General features: G+C 54.6%; 18 protein-coding genes, 1 pseudogene and 1 riboswitch. Of the genes and pseudogenes, 11 read left to right on the top strand and 8 right to left on the bottom strand.

Annotated features, from left to right (window positions below):
• Positions 1 to 68 precede the first annotated feature (68 nt).
• The 4 genes from A7E78_RS08465 to ybgF form a co-directional block, all read right to left on the bottom strand.
• Positions 69 to 554, bottom strand: coding sequence for a Smg family protein (locus A7E78_RS08465; RefSeq protein ID WP_072283808.1), 486 nt, complete (start codon positions 552 to 554; stop codon positions 69 to 71).
• Positions 551 to 1,663, bottom strand: coding sequence for a DNA-processing protein DprA (gene dprA / locus A7E78_RS08460; protein WP_083553207.1), 1,113 nt, complete (start codon positions 1,661 to 1,663; stop codon positions 551 to 553). The genes A7E78_RS08465 and dprA overlap by 4 nt, the downstream gene beginning before the upstream one ends.
• 104 nt (positions 1,664 to 1,767) lie before the next feature.
• A complete protein-coding gene (locus tag A7E78_RS08455; protein WP_072283807.1) occupies positions 1,768 to 2,775 on the bottom strand; it encodes a LysM peptidoglycan-binding domain-containing protein in 1,008 nt (335 codons plus the stop codon).
• A gap of 67 nt (positions 2,776 to 2,842) precedes the next feature.
• Positions 2,843 to 3,511 carry a tol-pal system protein YbgF gene (ybgF, locus tag A7E78_RS08450; RefSeq protein ID WP_083552918.1) on the bottom strand — a complete coding sequence of 223 codons (669 nt, stop codon included), beginning with the start codon at positions 3,509 to 3,511 and terminating at the stop codon, positions 2,843 to 2,845.
• A gap of 247 nt (positions 3,512 to 3,758) precedes the next feature.
• Between ybgF and A7E78_RS08445 the strand changes: the two genes are divergently transcribed.
• The gene (locus tag A7E78_RS08445; protein ID WP_072283805.1) at positions 3,759 to 4,982 is read left to right on the top strand and encodes a peptidase U32 family protein; all 1,224 of its coding nucleotides are present in this window, start codon (positions 3,759 to 3,761) and stop codon (positions 4,980 to 4,982) included.
• An 80-nt stretch (positions 4,983 to 5,062) separates the two neighbouring features.
• Here A7E78_RS08445 and A7E78_RS08440 read toward each other — a convergent pair whose 3' ends face one another.
• Complete coding sequence (locus A7E78_RS08440) at positions 5,063 to 5,725, bottom strand: metallophosphoesterase family protein (protein WP_072283804.1); 663 nt, start codon at positions 5,723 to 5,725, stop codon at positions 5,063 to 5,065.
• A 322-nt stretch (positions 5,726 to 6,047) separates the two neighbouring features.
• Here A7E78_RS08440 and A7E78_RS08435 point away from each other — a divergent pair, with 322 nt between their 5' ends.
• The 6 genes and pseudogenes from A7E78_RS08435 to A7E78_RS08415 all read left to right on the top strand — a co-directional run bounded on the left by A7E78_RS08435 (position 6,048) and on the right by A7E78_RS08415 (position 10,377).
• On the top strand, positions 6,048 to 6,407 hold the full coding sequence (locus tag A7E78_RS08435) for a hypothetical protein (protein WP_072283803.1): 360 nt from the start codon (positions 6,048 to 6,050) through the stop codon (positions 6,405 to 6,407).
• A 301-nt stretch (positions 6,408 to 6,708) separates the two neighbouring features.
• On the top strand, positions 6,709 to 7,578 hold the full coding sequence (locus A7E78_RS08430) for a diacylglycerol/lipid kinase family protein (RefSeq protein WP_083552915.1): 870 nt from the start codon (positions 6,709 to 6,711) through the stop codon (positions 7,576 to 7,578).
• 94 nt (positions 7,579 to 7,672) lie between these two features.
• Positions 7,673 to 8,026, top strand: a pseudogene (locus A7E78_RS15765) (NUDIX-like domain-containing protein); the annotation flags it as partial.
• A 17-nt stretch (positions 8,027 to 8,043) separates the two neighbouring features.
• Positions 8,044 to 8,544, top strand: a complete 501-nt coding sequence (nudC, locus tag A7E78_RS08425) for an NAD(+) diphosphatase (RefSeq protein WP_158516090.1) — start codon at positions 8,044 to 8,046, stop codon at positions 8,542 to 8,544.
• Positions 8,545 to 8,819: 275 nt separating this feature from the next.
• The gene (locus A7E78_RS08420) at positions 8,820 to 9,020 is read left to right on the top strand and encodes a hypothetical protein (RefSeq protein ID WP_072283802.1); all 201 of its coding nucleotides are present in this window, start codon (positions 8,820 to 8,822) and stop codon (positions 9,018 to 9,020) included.
• A gap of 127 nt (positions 9,021 to 9,147) precedes the next feature.
• A complete protein-coding gene (locus tag A7E78_RS08415) occupies positions 9,148 to 10,377 on the top strand; it encodes an NAD(P)-dependent oxidoreductase (protein WP_072283801.1) in 1,230 nt (409 codons plus the stop codon).
• 158 nt (positions 10,378 to 10,535) lie between these two features.
• Here A7E78_RS08415 and metX read toward each other — a convergent pair whose 3' ends face one another.
• A complete protein-coding gene (gene metX, locus A7E78_RS08410; RefSeq protein ID WP_072285097.1) occupies positions 10,536 to 11,657 on the bottom strand; it encodes a homoserine O-acetyltransferase MetX in 1,122 nt (373 codons plus the stop codon).
• Positions 11,658 to 11,754: 97 nt separating this feature from the next.
• Positions 11,755 to 11,862: riboswitch (SAM riboswitch) on the bottom strand.
• A 98-nt stretch (positions 11,863 to 11,960) separates the two neighbouring features.
• Complete coding sequence (locus tag A7E78_RS08405; RefSeq protein ID WP_072283800.1) at positions 11,961 to 12,392, bottom strand: RrF2 family transcriptional regulator; 432 nt, start codon at positions 12,390 to 12,392, stop codon at positions 11,961 to 11,963.
• Positions 12,393 to 12,617: 225 nt separating this feature from the next.
• On the opposite strand from A7E78_RS08405, the gene gluQRS reads away from it, so the two are divergent.
• A complete protein-coding gene (gene gluQRS / locus A7E78_RS08400; RefSeq protein ID WP_072283799.1) occupies positions 12,618 to 13,535 on the top strand; it encodes a tRNA glutamyl-Q(34) synthetase GluQRS in 918 nt (305 codons plus the stop codon).
• Positions 13,536 to 13,537: 2 nt separating this feature from the next.
• Here the strand turns inward: gluQRS and A7E78_RS08395 are convergent, their stop codons facing one another.
• On the bottom strand, positions 13,538 to 14,344 hold the full coding sequence (locus A7E78_RS08395) for a hypothetical protein (protein WP_072283798.1): 807 nt from the start codon (positions 14,342 to 14,344) through the stop codon (positions 13,538 to 13,540).
• A gap of 190 nt (positions 14,345 to 14,534) precedes the next feature.
• Between A7E78_RS08395 and A7E78_RS08390 the strand changes: the two genes are divergently transcribed.
• The 3 genes from A7E78_RS08390 (at position 14,535) to rpmE (ending at position 17,334) form a co-directional block, all read left to right on the top strand.
• Positions 14,535 to 15,329, top strand: coding sequence for a hypothetical protein (locus tag A7E78_RS08390; protein WP_072283797.1), 795 nt, complete (start codon positions 14,535 to 14,537; stop codon positions 15,327 to 15,329).
• A gap of 427 nt (positions 15,330 to 15,756) precedes the next feature.
• Positions 15,757 to 17,004: a transcription termination factor Rho gene (gene rho / locus A7E78_RS08385; RefSeq protein WP_072283796.1), complete on the top strand. Its 1,248-nt coding sequence runs from the start codon at positions 15,757 to 15,759 to the stop codon at positions 17,002 to 17,004.
• A gap of 123 nt (positions 17,005 to 17,127) precedes the next feature.
• Positions 17,128 to 17,334, top strand: a complete 207-nt coding sequence (gene rpmE / locus A7E78_RS08380) for a 50S ribosomal protein L31 (RefSeq protein ID WP_072283795.1) — start codon at positions 17,128 to 17,130, stop codon at positions 17,332 to 17,334.
• The last annotated feature ends 63 nt before the right edge of the window (positions 17,335 to 17,397 follow it).

Below are 17,397 nucleotides of genomic sequence, written 5' to 3'. Positions count from 1 at the left end.
CCATAAGAAGATTGCGAACAAGGCTCTAACAGAAACGGGCTGCAGAGTCCGCAGCCCGTCTGACAACGTCAATGATAGAGCCGCGTCCAGTCGTCATCCATGAAGCAATCGACCTCTCGCAACCAATCGTTGTGAGACTTGGTAAGCAGGGTCAACGCGGTCAGATTCTTCACGTCGGCGAGGGTCATTTCGTCCTCGTCCAACTGAACGGCTTTTTGAATGATGTCTTCCTGGGAAGCATCATCAAGAATACCCAGACCCCGTATCTGTGTCAAAAAACCGCGACCTTCGCAAGAAATGGCCTGACACTCTTCACGAGTAAAAATACGTTGGCTGGGAATAGTTAGTTCGGGGTTGGCTGAAACGTCGCTTTGCTGAGAGGAAAAGTTTTCCATCCAGAGAAATGCGGCATCGATTTCTTCGGCTTCGAAACCTGAAGCCAGCAGGTCTTCGACAATGTCGCTACTGGAAGGAAGCCGATTCTCTTCGGCGACATATTGGGCGATAATGCTGACGATAGCCAGCACACGTTCTTTCAGTGGGTTCCCGGTCATAAACCTCCGCGCTGCCTGGGGGTTCTTTTACGGATATAGCGCATTCCGGGGAGCTGTTCTGCTCCACCTTCGAGTTCTAGGTGCAGTAAAATAGCCGAAAGCTCCATAGCTGTCAAGGAGCATTTCCTGGCCAGTTCGTCAATGTGGAGCGGCTCTTCGCCCAGACTTTGATACACCGTCAACTGTTTGCTGCTCAACCGTTCCGGCAACGGGTCGTCGGCCAGGATTGGCAGATCTGTTGCTGAGGCGGGCCAGAGTACCTCGAGTATATCTCTCGCTTCGGTAACCAGATGGGCGCCGTCTTTAAGCAATCGATTGGTCCCGCTACTGGTCTTTGCGTAGACCGGTCCGGGCACTGCAAAGACTTCCCTCCCCTGGTCCAGAGCGAAATCAGCGGTTAGCAGGGAACCGCTTTTTTCGGCTGCTTCAACAATCAGCACTCCCTTGGCCAAACCACTGATGATACGATTACGGCCCGGGAAATGTCCTGCCAGCGGTGGTGTGCCGGGCGGATATTCAGAGACGATTGCGCCTTGGGCAATAATATCCTGAGCCAGGTCGGCGTTTTCCGGCGGATAGACCACATCGATGCCGCACCCAAGGACTGCTACGGTGCGTCCTGTCTCAAGAGCGCCCTGGTGGGCGGCGCTGTCGATGCCGCGTGCCAGGCCACTGACCACGGTGATATTGCGAGCTGCCAGTTCAGCGCAGATTTCCGACGTCAGACGCCTTCCGGAGGGAGAGGCGCTGCGGGAACCGACCACGGCAAAGGCTTGTTGCTGAGGAAGGGAACCGAGGACATAGAGCAGGGAAGGTGGATCATAGATGGTGCGCAGAACGGAGGGATAGTTCTGTTGGTCCCAGAAGGTGATGATAGAAACACCCAACTCAGCAAGGCGCTGGGTGGTCTGTAGCAGTTGGGGGGAATGAGGAGCCGGCAATGCTGCTGCCACCACCGGCCGAATTCCGGCCTTTTGCTGCCAGGCGTCCGGGCCGGCAGCAAGGATTGTTGCCGGTGACCCGAAGGCATCCATCAGGCGGATCAGTCCGGTGCGGCCGAGGCCGCTGGTCAAATGCAGACGCAGCCAATCCTGTTGCTCTTTGGTCATGATAGTTGCCGGAGGGTAAAACAAAAAGGATTGAACGGCTATTCAATCCTTTTTGCGGTCATGGTATTTTGCGCACCCTGGGGAGCGTAGTTGGTGATGGACGCCTATTCGGCCGGGGTGATGACGCGGTCGCCGGCATAGATGGCCTGGGTCGACTTGAGAATCAGGGCTGCTGCCGTATCGGCATGGGTGCTTAGCACCACGGCTGCCCCGAGCAGGGCATCAGGCAGAGCCAGGTTATGACCCTTCAGGGCCGCCTCGGTTTGTTTGCGGGGGCGAGTGATATAAAGCATGTTGCCTTCCTGCAAGCCGTCCTGGTATCCAAGATCGACGTAGATGGTATCGAGCTGGCTGAGGGCCAGCTTCTCGTCCTCGCCACCGATAATGTAGCCGCTCAGAGGTTGCTCAGCTTTTTTCAAGGTAACTACCTGCTGAGGCAGCTTGCTTGGAATTAGCCGGGCTCCGCGGACGATTTCCTTGTCGCTGCGTACGATGACGGCGCTGGCTACCGGTGGGGTAGTTTCAACAATTCGGACCTGGCCGACCACGGAGGTCTGGTGGCCTAGGGCTTTACCCGTTACCGGGTGCTCGATCGTGTCGCCTATCTGGATCAAGGTGTAAAGATCGCCTGACTGCAGGCCCTCTGGGGCTTCTATTTCAATAAAAACCTGATCTCCTTCCGACATGAGAAGTCGGTTGTCCGTGGCATCGATAAGAGTTCCGGCGCCCTCCAGTTGGCCGAGGCTGACGAAACCTTCGGTGCTGCCAAGAGCTTTGACGGTCAGTTCCGGCTGTGGCTCTGGCAAAGGTTGCTCCTCTGCCATTTCCGTTTTAACGGTTTCGGTGGTTTCAATTACCTCAGGCAGAAAAACAATACGGCCATCGTAAATGGCTACCTTCTGGCCCGGGTAGATCAGGTGCGGGTTGGTCACAAAAGGGTTGTGAGACCAGAGGTTAGGCCAGTAATAGGGGTCTTTGATGAAACGTTGTGAAATGCCCCACAGGGTATCCCCTTTCTTGATGGTGTAGATGTGGGGTTCAGGCTGGGCTGCAGCAGAAAGGGGCAGCAACAGCAGACAGCAGAGTAACAGTGCTTTTTGAAAGATGGTCATGGGACCCCCCTATAAATTAAACATGTAGTATGTTTCTGGTAACCTGGTGGCTATCGGTCTGTGGTTTTCAGCTGCCAGCCTTTGCCCTGGCTGCCGCCGGACTTTCCGGGTAGCGTCGAAGCAGCAGCTGTAGTGCATCCCGGGCCTGTTCGAATTGATTCATGCGGCGCAGCGCCGGAACCATTTTCCATAGGGCTTCAGGGGCTTTGCCGCTTTCAGGATACTGATAGGCGGCTTTTTCAAATTCAGTTGCCGCTTGTTGGTAATCCTCAAGAGCGTAGTAGCATTCTCCGAGCCAATATTGCGCATTCCCTGCATAGTCATTGCCCGGATAGTTGTCGACAAAGGCTTCAAAGCCTTTGATGGCCTGCTGGTAGCGGCCAGCGGCATAATCGGCAAAAGCCTTCAAATAAAGTTCTGTCGGGGAACCCTGGGGGGCTGATGTGGGCTTGGATGTGGAGGCTTGTTCGGCCTTTTGCCAGCCTGCGGTGCCCTTTTGTGCTGCCAGTTGCTGTAACTTGGCTGTCGTGGCTTGTTGTTCCTCAAGGCGTGCTTCTACCAATTGCAGTTGCTGCTGCAGTTGGTCGATTCGGTGATCCAGTTGCTGCTGGCTGTTGTTCAGCCGAGCGATATCCTTTAGCACGCTGGGGCTGTTTTGAGTCTGGGGCGGGATGGCGCAGCCGCCGAGAAAAACGACTGTTGACAGCACTGTTATGAAGTGTGATTTAGAATTCATTGCAATCCTGTTCGGGCAGCCAGTTCGCCGCCTGCAACCTGAGGGGTGGGTTAATTGGTTAGAAAATTATAGGCTTTTTAGGCACTTGTCAAGGGGGGAATGGGCGCTCGGAGTATCCGCTGTCTTTCCCCTGGGAGGGGTTTTTGTGATACCTTGAATGCCGAAGAAAAGTTGTTCACCAAATGAATAAGGCATCCTGTGGGGACATCCTGGTCCCAATTGGTTTTTATAAGGAGAAGGACCGTATATGCGTCATCCTGAATTACTGGCCCCGGCAGGGGACTTGGAAAAACTGGAAATGGCTTTGGCTTACGGGGCCGATGCGGTTTATCTGGGAGGGGACCACTTTGGTCTGCGGGCCTTTGCCGGAAACTTTGGACTGGCCCAGTTAAAAGAGGCCAAAGACCTGGTTCATGCCGCCGGGAAAAAACTTTACCTGACGTTAAATGCCTATCTTCGGCCGGCGGAACAGGCTGAATTGAGCCATTACCTGGAAGAGTTGAGAGCGCTTGATCTCGATGCCTATATTGTGGCTGATCCTGGCGTGCTGGCCACGGTGCGGCGAGTCGACCCCGGTCGCGAGCTTCATTTGTCGACTCAAGCCAATACGACCAGCGGCACTGCTGCGGAATTTTGGAGGACGGCCGGGGTCCGACGTGTCAATCTGGCCCGGGAATTGACGCTGGAAGAAATCAGGAGAGTCCGGGATACGACTACCGCGGAGCTTGAGGTTTTTATCCACGGGGCCCAGTGTGTGGCTTATTCTGGACGCTGTCTGTTGTCTGCAGCCCTGGTTGATCGCAGCGCTAACAGTGGTCTGTGCGCTCAATCCTGCCGCTGGAAATATGCCTTGGTGGAGGAAACCCGCCCCGGCGAATACATGCCTGTCGAAGAGGATTCCCGTGGCAGCTATATATTAAACAGCAAAGATCTCTGCTTGATCGACTATCTGCCCCAGTTGGTTGATGCCGGGGTCGATAGTTTGAAAATCGAAGGACGAATGAAAGGCTGTTACTATGTTGCGGCGGTAACCCGCGTCTATCGGGCCGCCCTCGACTGTTATCTGGCCGATCCGGCAAGCTACCGCTGTGACCCTTCCTGGCGGCAGGAATTGGAAAAAGTCAGTCACAGGCCCTATGGCAGCGGTTTTTTGACCGAGGCCGGAAACGCCCAGGTCCACAGCGGCGATTCCATCTATCGGCGCAGCCATGATTTTGTCGGTGTGGTGCGGTCGGTCAGTGAGGATGGACGAGGTGTTGTCGAAGGACGTAATCGGTTTTTCCCTGGCGAGGAGCTGGAGCTGATCGGCCCCGGAATGCGCCAGGGGAGTTTTTGTGTCGGTTCCTTGGCGTCCGAAAAAGAGCAGCCATTGACCGTTGCGCAACCCAACTCTCAAATTGTCATGCATTTGCCGACTGGTACCCAGCCCGGTGATTTGCTTCGTCGGCAGGTGGCAGCGAAGAAAGGATGATGCTTTAGCCACCGCATGAAGCTTTTGCGGCGTCGTCAATAATGATTTGCAACCGTCAGTCGAAATGATTTTTAAGCTTATTATTGTGCTTGGGCTGTCCAGATTTTGCGGCAAGTGACATCGCAGCAGCTCAAGCATCGGCCGTAAATTGCGCCGGTGTCCAGGCCTATTCGCTCAGGTTTGAGGTGCGGTTTGCGCATGGGGGTATGACCGAACACGATGGTCTTGCCCCAGCGATAATCGGACTTGAGGAAGTCTTCGCGAATCCATAGCAGGTCTTCCTCTTGTTGGTCTTGTGGCGAAACGCCCGGTCGAAGTCCAGCGTGGACAAAGAAATAATGCTCCGTTTCAAAATAGAGGCGCAAATCGCGAAAAAATTGCAGATGGTCCTGTGGGATGGCCAATCGTCCCTTCTCCCGATAGCCGTACAGGGTGGTTTCGCCTCCGTTCAACAGATAGCGCAGGCGCTCGTGCCCATCTAGAAAGTTGAGAAGCATCGCTTCATGGTTGCCTTTGAGAAAGATTGTTTTCGGCCATTGCTCGCGAAAGTCGAGCAGGTAGTCGATCACTCCGCGGGAATCGGGCCCGCGGTCTATATAGTCTCCCAAGAAGATAACCTGATCGTCCCCGTGCGGAGCGACCTTCTGCATCAGTTGCTGCAGAAGGTCGAGGCAGCCGTGGATGTCCCCTACTGCCAGAAGCCTGCCTGTTTTCGACTCTTTTAGTAGCTCTGGAATGGTCATATTGCCGTCGTTTCAGGTCTGCGGTAAGCGATTGTTAATTCGCATTCGCAGGCTGTGGTCGAGAATTGTCAAAAATGTTCGCGTTTTGACCTGATGGGTGACTCTGCCGAGCAGGACTGTGGTTTAAATGCCACACTTTCCGTAGGCTCTCTATTTTGAGTTTTGACCGGGTATGGCCGTGAAGCCTCTCTGCAAAAGGCCTGGCAGCTGTTTTTGCCTTCAATGCTGTCGAGTTGGCACCTTTGTTGAATATAACAGTTGCCAGGAAGAAATGCAGCCGGTATCAGCAAGCTTGCGCTGTTCGGCGGGAAAGGAAAGACCGATGAGACAGCTTATGACAACAATCCAAATAATGCTACTCTTGGCAATGGCTGCCGGGATCGCCTCCGCGGCCGAATTGAGTCTCGCTGCCACAAGCGATACCGGTCGTTCATCTGCAACAAAGAATGTTGAATTGACTCTGGTCGCCGCTCCTGCCAATCCGGGGAGCTATGCTCCGGATACTGAAAACGAGGTGCCACCCGAGCTGGAACCGGCTCTTTTGAGGGAGCGGGCCTTTACCGAGGCGAACGCTTTCGCTGGGGTGCATGTTGCTTTGCCAACCAGTCCTTTGAGTATCGTTTTAGCCGCCGATGAATTGTTGAATCCGACCTATGGTCTCAAGTTGCATCTGGTCTGGTAGCCCCCGTCAGGCCTTGTGTTTCCTCGTTCCTTCCCATTCAAAGTAACTAAGAATCCGTTAAGTTGAGTCGCCCATTTAAATAATGAGGCGATTTTTTTTGTTCACTTGCGGGTTTTTGCTTTCGTACTCAACACAAGATGAAGAGGCGAGGGCGTAAAACGCTATTGGTGGGACACCCTTTTGGGGGCAGGGAAAATGTCTTGCAGACCTATCTTTGAACCGGCATATTGATGGGGCTGGTACGCTGGGGTTGCTGTTGAAATCATAACGATCAAACATTGCTGGCAGTGGGGGGAACGTAATGAAAATCAAACTGATTGCCAATCCGGTGGCCGGTGGTGATGCGCGAAATAAAATAGATTGTGCGGTCGCCTGCCTGCAGTCCGCCGGCGCCACGGTTGATCTTGTGCTGACGGAAAAACGCAACGATGCCATGCAGGCCGCGATCGCTGCGAAATCGGCCGGTTTCGACCGCATTATAGCTGCCGGCGGTGATGGTACTCTCAATGAGGTGATCAACGGATTGGCCCCGTCAGCCATTCCGCTGGCGTTCATTCCTTTCGGGACCACCAACGTCTTCGCTCTTGAGGTAGGTATTCCTTTCGACGTGGAGCAGGCCTGCGCCGTGGCCTTGCGTGGCCATCCCCGACCGGTGTGTCTCGGTCTGGCTGGGGATACCCGGTTTTTGCTTATGGCCGGCATCGGTTTCGATGCCGAGGTGGTCGCCGGAGTTAGTCTACCGTTGAAACGCCGAGTCGGTAAGTTGGCCTACCTGGTAAGTTCTCTTAAGGTTTTGCTGCGCTCTGTACCCGGGATCATTGAGGCCGTCGATGAACAGGGTCGCCGCTATCAAGGAAGTTCCGCCGTTATCGGTAACGGTCGCTACTACGGCGGCCGTTTTTCCATTACCCCGGAAGCGTCGTTACAAGACGATACCTTGGAGGTCTGCCTGTTTCGTCGCAGGGGGCGCCTCGGATTTTTGTACAGCATGCTCAAGGTTGCTTTTGGCAGGCCCCTGACCGAAAGAGAGGTCTGGCGTTTTAAGGGGCGAGAACTCACATTCGCCGGGTCCAAAGCCGCGGTTCAACTCGATGGCGATTATCACGGCCGCCTGCCAATGACTTTTCGTGCTGTTTTTGGCGAGTTGACCTTGATCTATCCAACGGACTGATCGTCGAGGGGCTACACGAGAGGGGCGAGAACCTTTTTGTCAGAGAGTCGTGTGTCCTCCGTCCTGGTTGCATTGAAAGGGAAGGTCGAATTTTATGAACTTGTTACCCGATTCCTATTTGTCGCCGTTGCACTTGCCCTTCAATACCGAATGCCTGCGGCAGCGTTTCAGGCTGGAATCTCCCGATGCCGACCCCGGCGGGGGGGAGGGTGTGTGGCTGTTGCTGCGTGATGGCGAACTGTGGATGCGGGGTCCGACAAAACAACCTGTTCTGCCCAGCGACTTACCGAGTAGCATTGTGCGCCAGGGGGGTGATCCCTTGTATCTCGGAACTTGGGATGGACAACCTTGCCGCTTGTTGGAATTGGATGAGGCGGTTTCTCTGCCGGAAGAATGGGTTGCCGTGGAGCTGTCGGACTGGCATGGCCAGATTCCCATCGAGCCTCTGTCTCTCGGGGGGCCGCATTGCAGATTCTGCATTGGGAAAGAAGCAGTCGTTGCTGTCCCCAGTGCGGTGGCAACGCCCAGCGTCTGCCCGGGGAATGGGGCAAGCGCTGTCCGAAGTGCGGCTGGGTATTCTTCCCCAATGTTCACCCCTGTGCCATTACCCTGGTGAAGAGACCGGGGGAAGTGTTGCTGACCCGTCAGGCCCATTGGCCGGCCGGGCGTTACAGCCTGATCTCGGGGTTTGTTCATTTCGGTGAATGTCTGGAAGAAGCAGCGGCCCGGGAAGTTAAGGAAGAGACAGGTGTTGATATCACCAACCTGCGTTATGTCGGCAGCCAATGCTGGCCTTTTCCCAGTCAGTTGATGGCCGGATTTGTGGCTGATTATGCCGGTGGCGAGTTGCAGATCGACTATCGGGAGCTGGAGGATGCCCGTTGGTTTCCGCTCGACGATCTGCCGGCGATGCCGCCGTTACGCAGTATCTCCCGATATATTCTGGATACTTTTTTGTTCGATTGAGGCGTCGCTCTCGGAATTGCGGCATTTCGATCTGATGTTGAATGTTGCTATGGTTTGCGTTGGAATGCACCCTGCCGGATTCTTTGTGCCCGCACAATCAAGGTATCTGTGGTGTTTTTGGGGTGTCTAGTTCCGGGGGAACCATGTCCCCCCCCTATAGAAAGGCTGGTCGTCTGTTACCTCCGCCCTCACTGGCATCGGATGCTTACGGTGTTGTATACTGCTCAAAGAGGCCTGTTTTCCCCCTGTAACCCAGAAGGAATGGAGGTAACGCCATGATCTGCAGCTTATCGAAATTAACCGAAAAAGACCTTCAGGAAATCAACAACCTGGAACAGGAAATTCACTCACCACTGCTTGCGTTCAGTTGCAGCGATACCCCGATGACGGAACTGTCCAGCGAAAACCTGCAGAAGATACAAAGTCTGGAGAAAAAACTAGGAGTCAGCCTGGTTGCGGTAGCCGGGAAGTGCTGACCGTCTTCCAGTACCTGGCGGCATAAGGCAGGGCATTAGGCACTCTGATGCCCTGTAATGTAAAAAAGTGAGACATTTTTGCCCCGCAAGATTATGCGCTGGCGGCACACCTTGAGAGTACGACACCATGGGTAAGCATATCATCGAAGAAGCAAGGCGCTGCCTGCTGTGTAAAGAGCCTCTCTGTACAAAAGGGTGCCCAAACCAAACAGCCGTTAGCGACATGATCCGCCTGTTTCTTGACGGGAAAATGAAAGAAGCCGGCAAAATGCTGTTCGAAAACAACCCGTTGTCGGTCATCTGTTCCAGCATCTGTCCACACGAGAACTTTTGTGAAGGCCACTGTGTGCTTGGCCGCAAAAGCTCCCCCGTGCAAATCAGTGACATCGAGCATTACATCTCCAGCTACTATCTGGATCAGTATATTCCGAGAAAAACAGCAGTTCGCCGTGATGGCCGCATAGCTATTATCGGCTCTGGCCCCTCCGGGCTTACCGTTGCCTTTATCCTGGCTGCCAACGGCTACGATGTGACGATTTTTGAATCCAAAGACAAGATTGGGGGTGTGCTCCGATACGGCATTCCCGATTTCCGTTTGCCCAAGGATTTGCTGGATAAATTGAAGAAACGCTTACTGGCACTGGGCGTTAAGTTTCGCCCCAACATGCTTGTCGGCCCCATTATTACTCTCGATGACCTGCTCAGCGATGCCTATTCCGCCGTGTTTGTCGGCACCGGGGTGTGGAACCCGCGCCCGTTGCGCATTAAAGGCGAAACTCTCGGCCATGTGCACTACGCTATCAACTACCTCAAAAGCCCTGAAGCCTATGAGCTTGGGAGGAAGGTTGTGGTAATTGGTGCGGGCAACGTAGCCATGGATGCCGCCCGAACCGCCCTGCGAAACGGTGCAACAGAGGTGAGTATACTGTATCGGCGGGGGTTGAATGCCATGTCTGCCACCCAGCATGAATATGACTACGCTCGTATAGAAGGCGTTTCATTCTCTTTCTTCCATGCCCCTGTGGAGATTACCGACAGCGGCGTGCAGTGCGTGCGAACCGAGTTTGTGGAAACTGAAGAAAACGGAAAGAGCCTTCGTACAGTTGAAGACTCTGGTGTGTTCATTTATGCCGATTCCGTCATTATTGCCGTGAGTCAGGCCCCCAGAAGCAATCTTAAGGGAATTGAAATCGGCAAAAGCGGACTGGTGATTACAGACGAAGTGGGTCGTACTACGCGCGAGGGCATTTTTGCTTCAGGTGATGTGGTGACAGGCGCAAAAACCGTTGCCGAGGCTGTGAGCTTGTCGAAAAAATCTGCGGCGGCAATAATGGAATATCTGGAGAGTAAAGCATAGCAAAACACTCGTCTCGAATAAGTTTCAATCATGCCTGTCTGCAACAGCGTTTCCTGTTGCAGACTCCCGTCGCCGATGCTGTCGCAGCGCAGTACCTGCCATTGTATTCTGGACAATCATCTGGTTGATTGAGTGTTTGGCGGATTGGTTCCGGACGGTCAGGAGGTCGCTAACCGATCGAGAAAGGCACTGATCAGGGGGGTGAACTTTTCCGGTTCGATCAGAAAAGAGTCGTGGCCGTAATCGGAATCGATCAGATGATATTCAACGGGTTTGTCGAGCTTTTTGAGCAGGGTCACCATCTCTTCGCTTTGCTGGGGCGGATAGAGCCAGTCGGAGCTGAAGGCGAACCACAGCGAGGGGCAATCGATCCGGGACAGAGCCTCTTCGCGATTGGCGAAATCCCAGGCCACATCGTAGAGGTCGAGAGCCTTGGCCAGGTAGAGAAAGGCGTTGGTGTCGAAACGGTCGATAAAGTTGCGCCCATTGTATTCGAGATAACGCTCCACCTCGAATTGGCCGAAAAAGTCGAACATGCCGTCCCTGGCTGAAAAACGCCGGCCGAACTTGAGGTTCATTGAGGCGTCGGACAAAAACGAGATGTGGCCGACGGCCCGGCCCAAAGCCAATCCCTCGGCTGGTGGATGCTCCGGCTTGTAATTCCCCTTTTTCCATAGCGGATCGTTAAAAATCGCCTGCCGGGCTAAAGCGTTGAGAGCGATGGCCATGGGCGAGGTGCGCCCGGTGCCGGCTATGGGGATGATGGAGCGCACTGTTTCGGGGTAGAGGACACCCCATTCCAGGGCCTGCATGGCCCCCATGCTGCCGCCGATGACGGTCAGCAAGGAGTCGAGGCCCAGATGGTCGATGAGCAGTTTCTGGGCGCGGACCATGTCGCGCACCATGATTACTGGAAAATTCAGCCGGTAGGGGCGGTTGGTGCGGGGGTTAATGCTGGTCGGCCCCGTTGAGCCGCCGCAGGAGCCGATAACGTTGCTGCAGACAATGAAATAGCGGTCGGTGTCGAGGACCTTGCCCGGCCCGATCATGTCGTCCCACCAGCCCGGTTTGCGGTCATCCGGGGTGTGTTTGCCGGCGGCGTGGGCGTCGCCCGTCCAGGCATGGGTGACCAAGATGGCGTTGGAACGGCTTGAATTGAGACAGCCGTAGGTCTCGTAAGCGAGGGTCAGGGGCGACCCGAGCAGGCGGCCGCTTTCCAAGGGCAACTCGACATCGAAGGTTGCGTATTCGGTTGTGACGATTCCTACCGACTGATCCAAGGCTTTATCGGTCTCCAAATAAATAAACGGCCCCTTTGCGCAATGCAGGAAGGGGCCGTTTATGTCTTGCATGAATACTATGCAGATCTCGGCTCCACCCTCATCTCTCCCCATGCGGGGCAGGAATTAGCACCTGGCATTCGCCTCCGGCGAATCGGTTGCTGTGGTTTCACAGGGCCTTCCCCTCCACCACTCTCGATAAAGATGTTGCTTGATATTAAATTGTTTGGTTCGTAACTCTAAAGGAGCCCCGGAAGAAAGTCAATCGCCTTTGCTTTGCCGGTATGGCAGGTTGGTGCTGTATCAAGGCAGGTCGAGGGGCTGCCCCTGGTCTGCCATTTCAACTAGACGGGCAAAGGTATAGCTGTCCAGGGTCTCAACCAGGCCGGCGCGGGCTTCTTGCCAGACCTTCTGCACTGAACAGTAGGCTTCCCGTTGGCAGGTCCCGGCTTCTTCGAGGCAGAGGTTGAGGTGGATATCCCCCTCCTCGGCCTTGATCACGTCGAGCAGGGTGATGCTGTCGGCGCTTTTGCTCAGGTAAAATCCGCCCCGCACGCCTCGGTGAGAGCCGACGATGCCGCTCTTGATCAACGGTTGCAGAATCTTGGTGAGAAAAGCCGGGGTGATCTCCTGTTCCCGGCAGATATCTTTTTTTAGTACGGTAGTGCCGGAAGGCTGCATCGCCATAAACATTACTGCACGAATGGCATATTCCGTCGCCCTTGTGATAACCACGAATCCTCCATAATCCTGCTTTTAATCGGTGACTTGTATGGTAAGCAATAACCTGCCGAGGCAATCTTTGTCAATGGCAAAGAAGGACAGGTCGGATAAAAGGCGCGATAAGGCTTGGTATGAATGTGAATTGTTGTGGGGGAGGAGGAGGTGTTTTGGTGGTCTGGGCTTGACAGGCGAGCATAAGGGCGACATATTTCGATAAATCACAAGGAAGGTGGCTGTATGGTTTGTTCGCAGGACAGTCCGCGGGTGGTTGGTCGCTTTGCACCGAGTCCCAGTGGGCCTCTTCATTTCGGTTCATTGGTGGCGGCAATCGGCAGCTACTGCCTGGCTCGTCAGAGTGGCGGATCCTGGCTGGTGCGTATCGAGGACCTTGATGCGCCGCGGGTGGTGGCGGGTGCTGCGGACCATATTTTACAGACTCTCGAAGCCTGTGGGCTGGAGTGGGACGGTCCGGTGCTTTATCAGAGCCGGCGGACCGATCGTTATCAGGCGGCTTTGGACCGTTTGCAGCAGAGTGGTTTGCTTTTTGCCTGTGGATGTTCTCGCAAGGAGGTGCTGGCCAGCGCTCCCCACGTTGGCGAGGAGGGTCCTGTTTATGCGGGTGTTTGCCGGGCCGGCTTGCCTGAAGGTCGTCGACCTCGCTCTTTGCGGATTCGCGTACCGCAGGAGCAGGTTTGTTTCGTTGACGGAGTGTTCGGTGCTCGGGAACAGCGGCTGGAAAGCGTGGTGGGGGATTTTGTCTTGCGCCGAGCGGACGGTTTGTTTGCCTATCAGTTGGCGGTGGTCGTGGATGATGCCGAATCCGGTGTCAATCAAGTGGTGCGTGGCGCCGACCTGCTGGCCTCGACACCGCGCCAGATCTTTTTGCAGAGTTGCCTCGGTTATTCGCCTCCGGAATATATTCATCTGCCGCTAGCACTTGCCTCGGACGGCGAAAAAATCAGCAAGCGCCATGGCGCGGCGGCTATCGCAACAGCCGAAGGCCGGGCGCAGGCCTTGTGGCGGGCACTGCGTTTTCTTGGTCAGGCGGTGCCGGAGGACCTGCAAAGGGCCTCCGCCTCCGAAGTTGTGGCCTGGGGAGTAAAGCATTTTGCTCTGCAGCAGGTGCCGACCGGTTCCCAGGTGGCCGATGGCTGAGTTTACCAAGTAGCGGGAAGGTTAAATGGAATAGTCAGGCCGGTGCGCACACCCCAATCCTCGCTCTTGCTGGCGATGCCGACGCTGCCGCCCAGATCCCACACCCAGCTGCCGACGGGCAATTGCAGGCCGGCGCGCACGGCGCAGCGGTTATTGATGGAATCTTCCATGCCTTCGATCGACAGCAGGCCGGCCAGTCCATTGTTCATCAACGGTGTTTTAATGCCGAGGGCATAGCGGATGGTATCGTTCTGGCTGTCACTGCCCGGTCGCGGATCGCCGAGAATGGCCAGGCCGAGGTTGAAATAAGTCGAAAAGAGCGGGTAGTTCCGGGTGGCGAGCAGGTCGATGAAAATGTCGGCTTCGTCGGTGCCCAAATCGTCTTTATTGTCGGCGTTGGGCAGTTTTGTGGCGAGCCGTACGGCCAGGGCCGGAACACGCAACGACTCCTGCCATAGTCGCACTTTCAGACCGACAGTCAGGTCGCCGCTGCCCCAGCGGTCGTCCTGGCCGTCTTCCCGCAGGTGCAGGTAGCTGTAGAGCAGTTGCGCCTCAACCCGCTCTCCCAGTCCGAGGTTAAGGGTCAAACTTGGCAGTTCGGCGATCCGCCGGTCGAGATCTTGTTTCTGGAACTGGTTGTGTAAGCCGTCGTAGTAGGCCAGGCCGATGCGGAATTCCGCATGGTTTTTCGGCAATAATTGTGCGTCCTGCAGACCAAGGGGTTCAAGGCTTTCGGCTGACGCCGGTGAACTTAAGATCAATAGAAATAAAATGGCACTAATGCTGTGAACTGAAAAAGAAAAGCGCACGGGAGCCTCCTTTGTACACATTTGAAGGATTTTGCTGTAGGATGTTGTAATCTTTAGAAATTTATACCCCGTGGTTCTAATCTGTCAACCGGGTCGCCCGCGACCCGTTAAAATGATAGTTGGGGGGTCGCTGCCGATCGTAAAGGCTGTGGTATAATGCTTTCCAGTTGCAAAAGAGGAGATATGGCGCATGATCAGGGCTCTGTTTTTGATGGTTTTGACAGTTTCTTTGACGGCTTGCGGTGCTGGCAGTTTCAAAGTCGATAAAGAAGAATATCGACAGCGGGTTCGCACCCTGGGAGTCGTTCCCTTGCTGGTTGATGCTAACTCACATGTCGAACACCCCCGGTCTCAGGAAATTGGTGAATTGCTAAGGCGCACCAGTGTCGGCCAAAATCAGCATTTGGTCGATATGCTTAAAAAGAAAAAAGGCTATTTTGATGTGCGTCCGGTGTCCGGCGACGGAGGAGCCTTGTTCGGTAGTCTGGTTCAGGGTCGGTCTTTGCAGGAAGGGAGTCGCGGCCCTTATTATCATTACAGTTTCAATGCTCGGACAGTCGCTGAGTTGGCTCGGCAAAATACTACCGATGCACTGTTGGTCGTCGTTCTTAATGGCGCGGTGCGAAATGAAAAACGTTGGGACAGGACCCGCTTGAGTTATCTGGAGGCTCCCTTCAACAGTATTCTGGCTACGGCTGCGGTGGTGTTGCCCTCTGGCGAGATCGTTTGGGAGTATCAGGGGGGCGAAGCTTTTCTGAATCTTCAATATCCCGCTTTTGATGAAGCCTATTACAATCAGAGCGATGAAATCCCGACCCGCTTCATTTCCCTGGCGGGGTTGGAGCGGAATCTTGAATCGTCGGGACGCAAATGGCTGAAGGAGACGGCTTTACCGCAACCTTACCAGGAACTTTTCGACCAGTTGGCAAAAGAGTTGAAGCCCGGTCTGCTGAACCCCTTCAAGGACAACGGTTCTGATCGTTGATGGCGGGCGAAAGTGCGAATCAGAGGCTCCGGTGGTAATCCTGAAGAAAATTATCGATTGACACGGGCTCTATTACTGAGGTAGATAGGAGGCAGTATCGGACTGCCTCCAGCCCTTGGCTGTCCTTGTCCCGAGCCCCTTCGAAGAAAATATTCCAGACTATCCTATTATTCGTAAGTAATTATTGTATACATAGAAACGGAGTATTCTGAGTGCCGATATCGGCTCGCTTCTTGATTGCGGCCGGGCTTGGCAAGGAATCATTCCCCTTCCTCTAGCACCAGACATTCCACTATCGATATCCAATTGACCGTCAAAGCCGAAAGTATATGTAGCCGAAAAAGGATGGCCGGAAATACAGCGTGGTAAGCCGCCGCGATAAAACCGGTATTCCGCTCGTTGCACCCCCTGTGGGTGAGGAGAATGTATGAATCTGAAAGAGTTGAAAGAAAAGAAAATCACCGACCTGGTCCAGATTGGCAAGGACCTGAAGCTGGAGGGAGCTTCGGGGATGCGCAAGCAGGATCTCATTTTTGCAATCCTCAATGCGACAGCGGCGAAAAAGGGCGCCATCTACGGTGAGGGCGTGCTGGAGATATTGCCTGATGGTTTCGGCTTTCTGAGGGCTCCGGACGCCAATTATCTTCCCGGCCCGGACGATATTTATGTGTCTCCTTCGCAGATCCGCCGTTTCAATCTGCGTACCGGCGATACTGTGGCTGGACAGATTCGTCCCCCTAAAGAAGGGGAGCGTTACTTTGCGCTGCTCAAAGTGGCGGAGGTCAATTTCGAGAATCCGGCCGTGGCGCGGGACAAGACCCTGTTTGATAATTTGACGCCGCTGTATCCGGAAGAGCGAATTGTTCTGGAGACCGAACCGGACAACCTTTCCATGCGGGTTATGGATCTGGCGGCTCCTATCGGTAAGGGCCAGCGAGGCTTGATCGTTGCGCCTCCCCGTACCGGCAAGACCATGTTGCTGCAGAATATTGCCAACTCCATCACTACCAACCATCCGGAAGTCTACCTTATCGTCCTGCTTATCGATGAACGGCCGGAAGAAGTAACCGATATGCAGCGTTCGGTCAACGGTGAAGTCATCTCTTCCACCTTTGACGAACCGGCGACCCGTCACGTCCAGGTGGCGGAGATGGTTATCGAGAAGGCCCGTCGCCTGGTAGAGCACAAGCGGGATGTGGTCATCCTGCTCGATTCCATCACCCGTTTGGCCCGTGCCTACAACACCGTGGTGCCGCCGAGCGGCAAGATTCTCTCGGGGGGCGTCGATTCCAATGCTCTGCACAAGCCGAAGCGTTTTTTCGGCGCGGCGCGCAATATCGAAGAGGGGGGCAGTCTGACCATCATCGCCACCGCGCTGATCGACACCGGCAGCAAGATGGACGAGGTGATCTTCGAAGAGTTCAAAGGGACCGGAAATATGGAGCTGCAACTTGATCGACGCCTGGTCGATAAGCGGACTTTCCCGGCTATCGACATCAACAAGTCGGGCACTCGTCGCGAAGAGCTGTTGCTCGATACGACCACTTTGCAGCGCACCTGGTTGCTGCGTAAGGTGCTGTCCAACATGAATGTGGTCGACAGCATGGAATTCCTGCTGGAAAAACTGTCCGCCTGCAAAGGAAACCAGGAGTTCCTCGATTCCATGAATCAATAGTTCGCGGGCAGAGAAAGTGCTTGCGGAAATTATGTTAAGGTGGTATCAAATAGGCTTCGCTTTTTGCCTTATTGACAATATCAGGCCCTGTACAAAGCCAGGGCATCAAGGAGAACAAGAGTTATGAAAGACGGAATCCATCCTGCCTATGATGTGGTCACAGTTAAATGTCACTGTGGCTTTTCCTTTGAGACTCGCTCTACAAAAAAAGACGAAATCACCACGGAAGTCTGCTCGGCTTGCCACCCCTTCTTTACCGGCAAGCAGAAGTTGATGGATACCGCGGGTCGAATTGAGCGTTTCCGCAAAAAATACGGCCAGAAGAAGTAGGTACCGGGACGGTCCTCCGGGACCGTTTCTTTTTTATTGAGCCGCAGCGCCTGTGCGCTGCGG

Source organism: Syntrophotalea acetylenivorans (genome assembly GCF_001887775.1).
GTDB lineage: Bacteria > Desulfobacterota > Desulfuromonadia > Desulfuromonadales > Syntrophotaleaceae > Syntrophotalea_A > Syntrophotalea_A acetylenivorans.
Note: the sequence above shows the minus strand (reverse complement) of the source record. Positions and strands in the feature narration are given on the sequence as shown.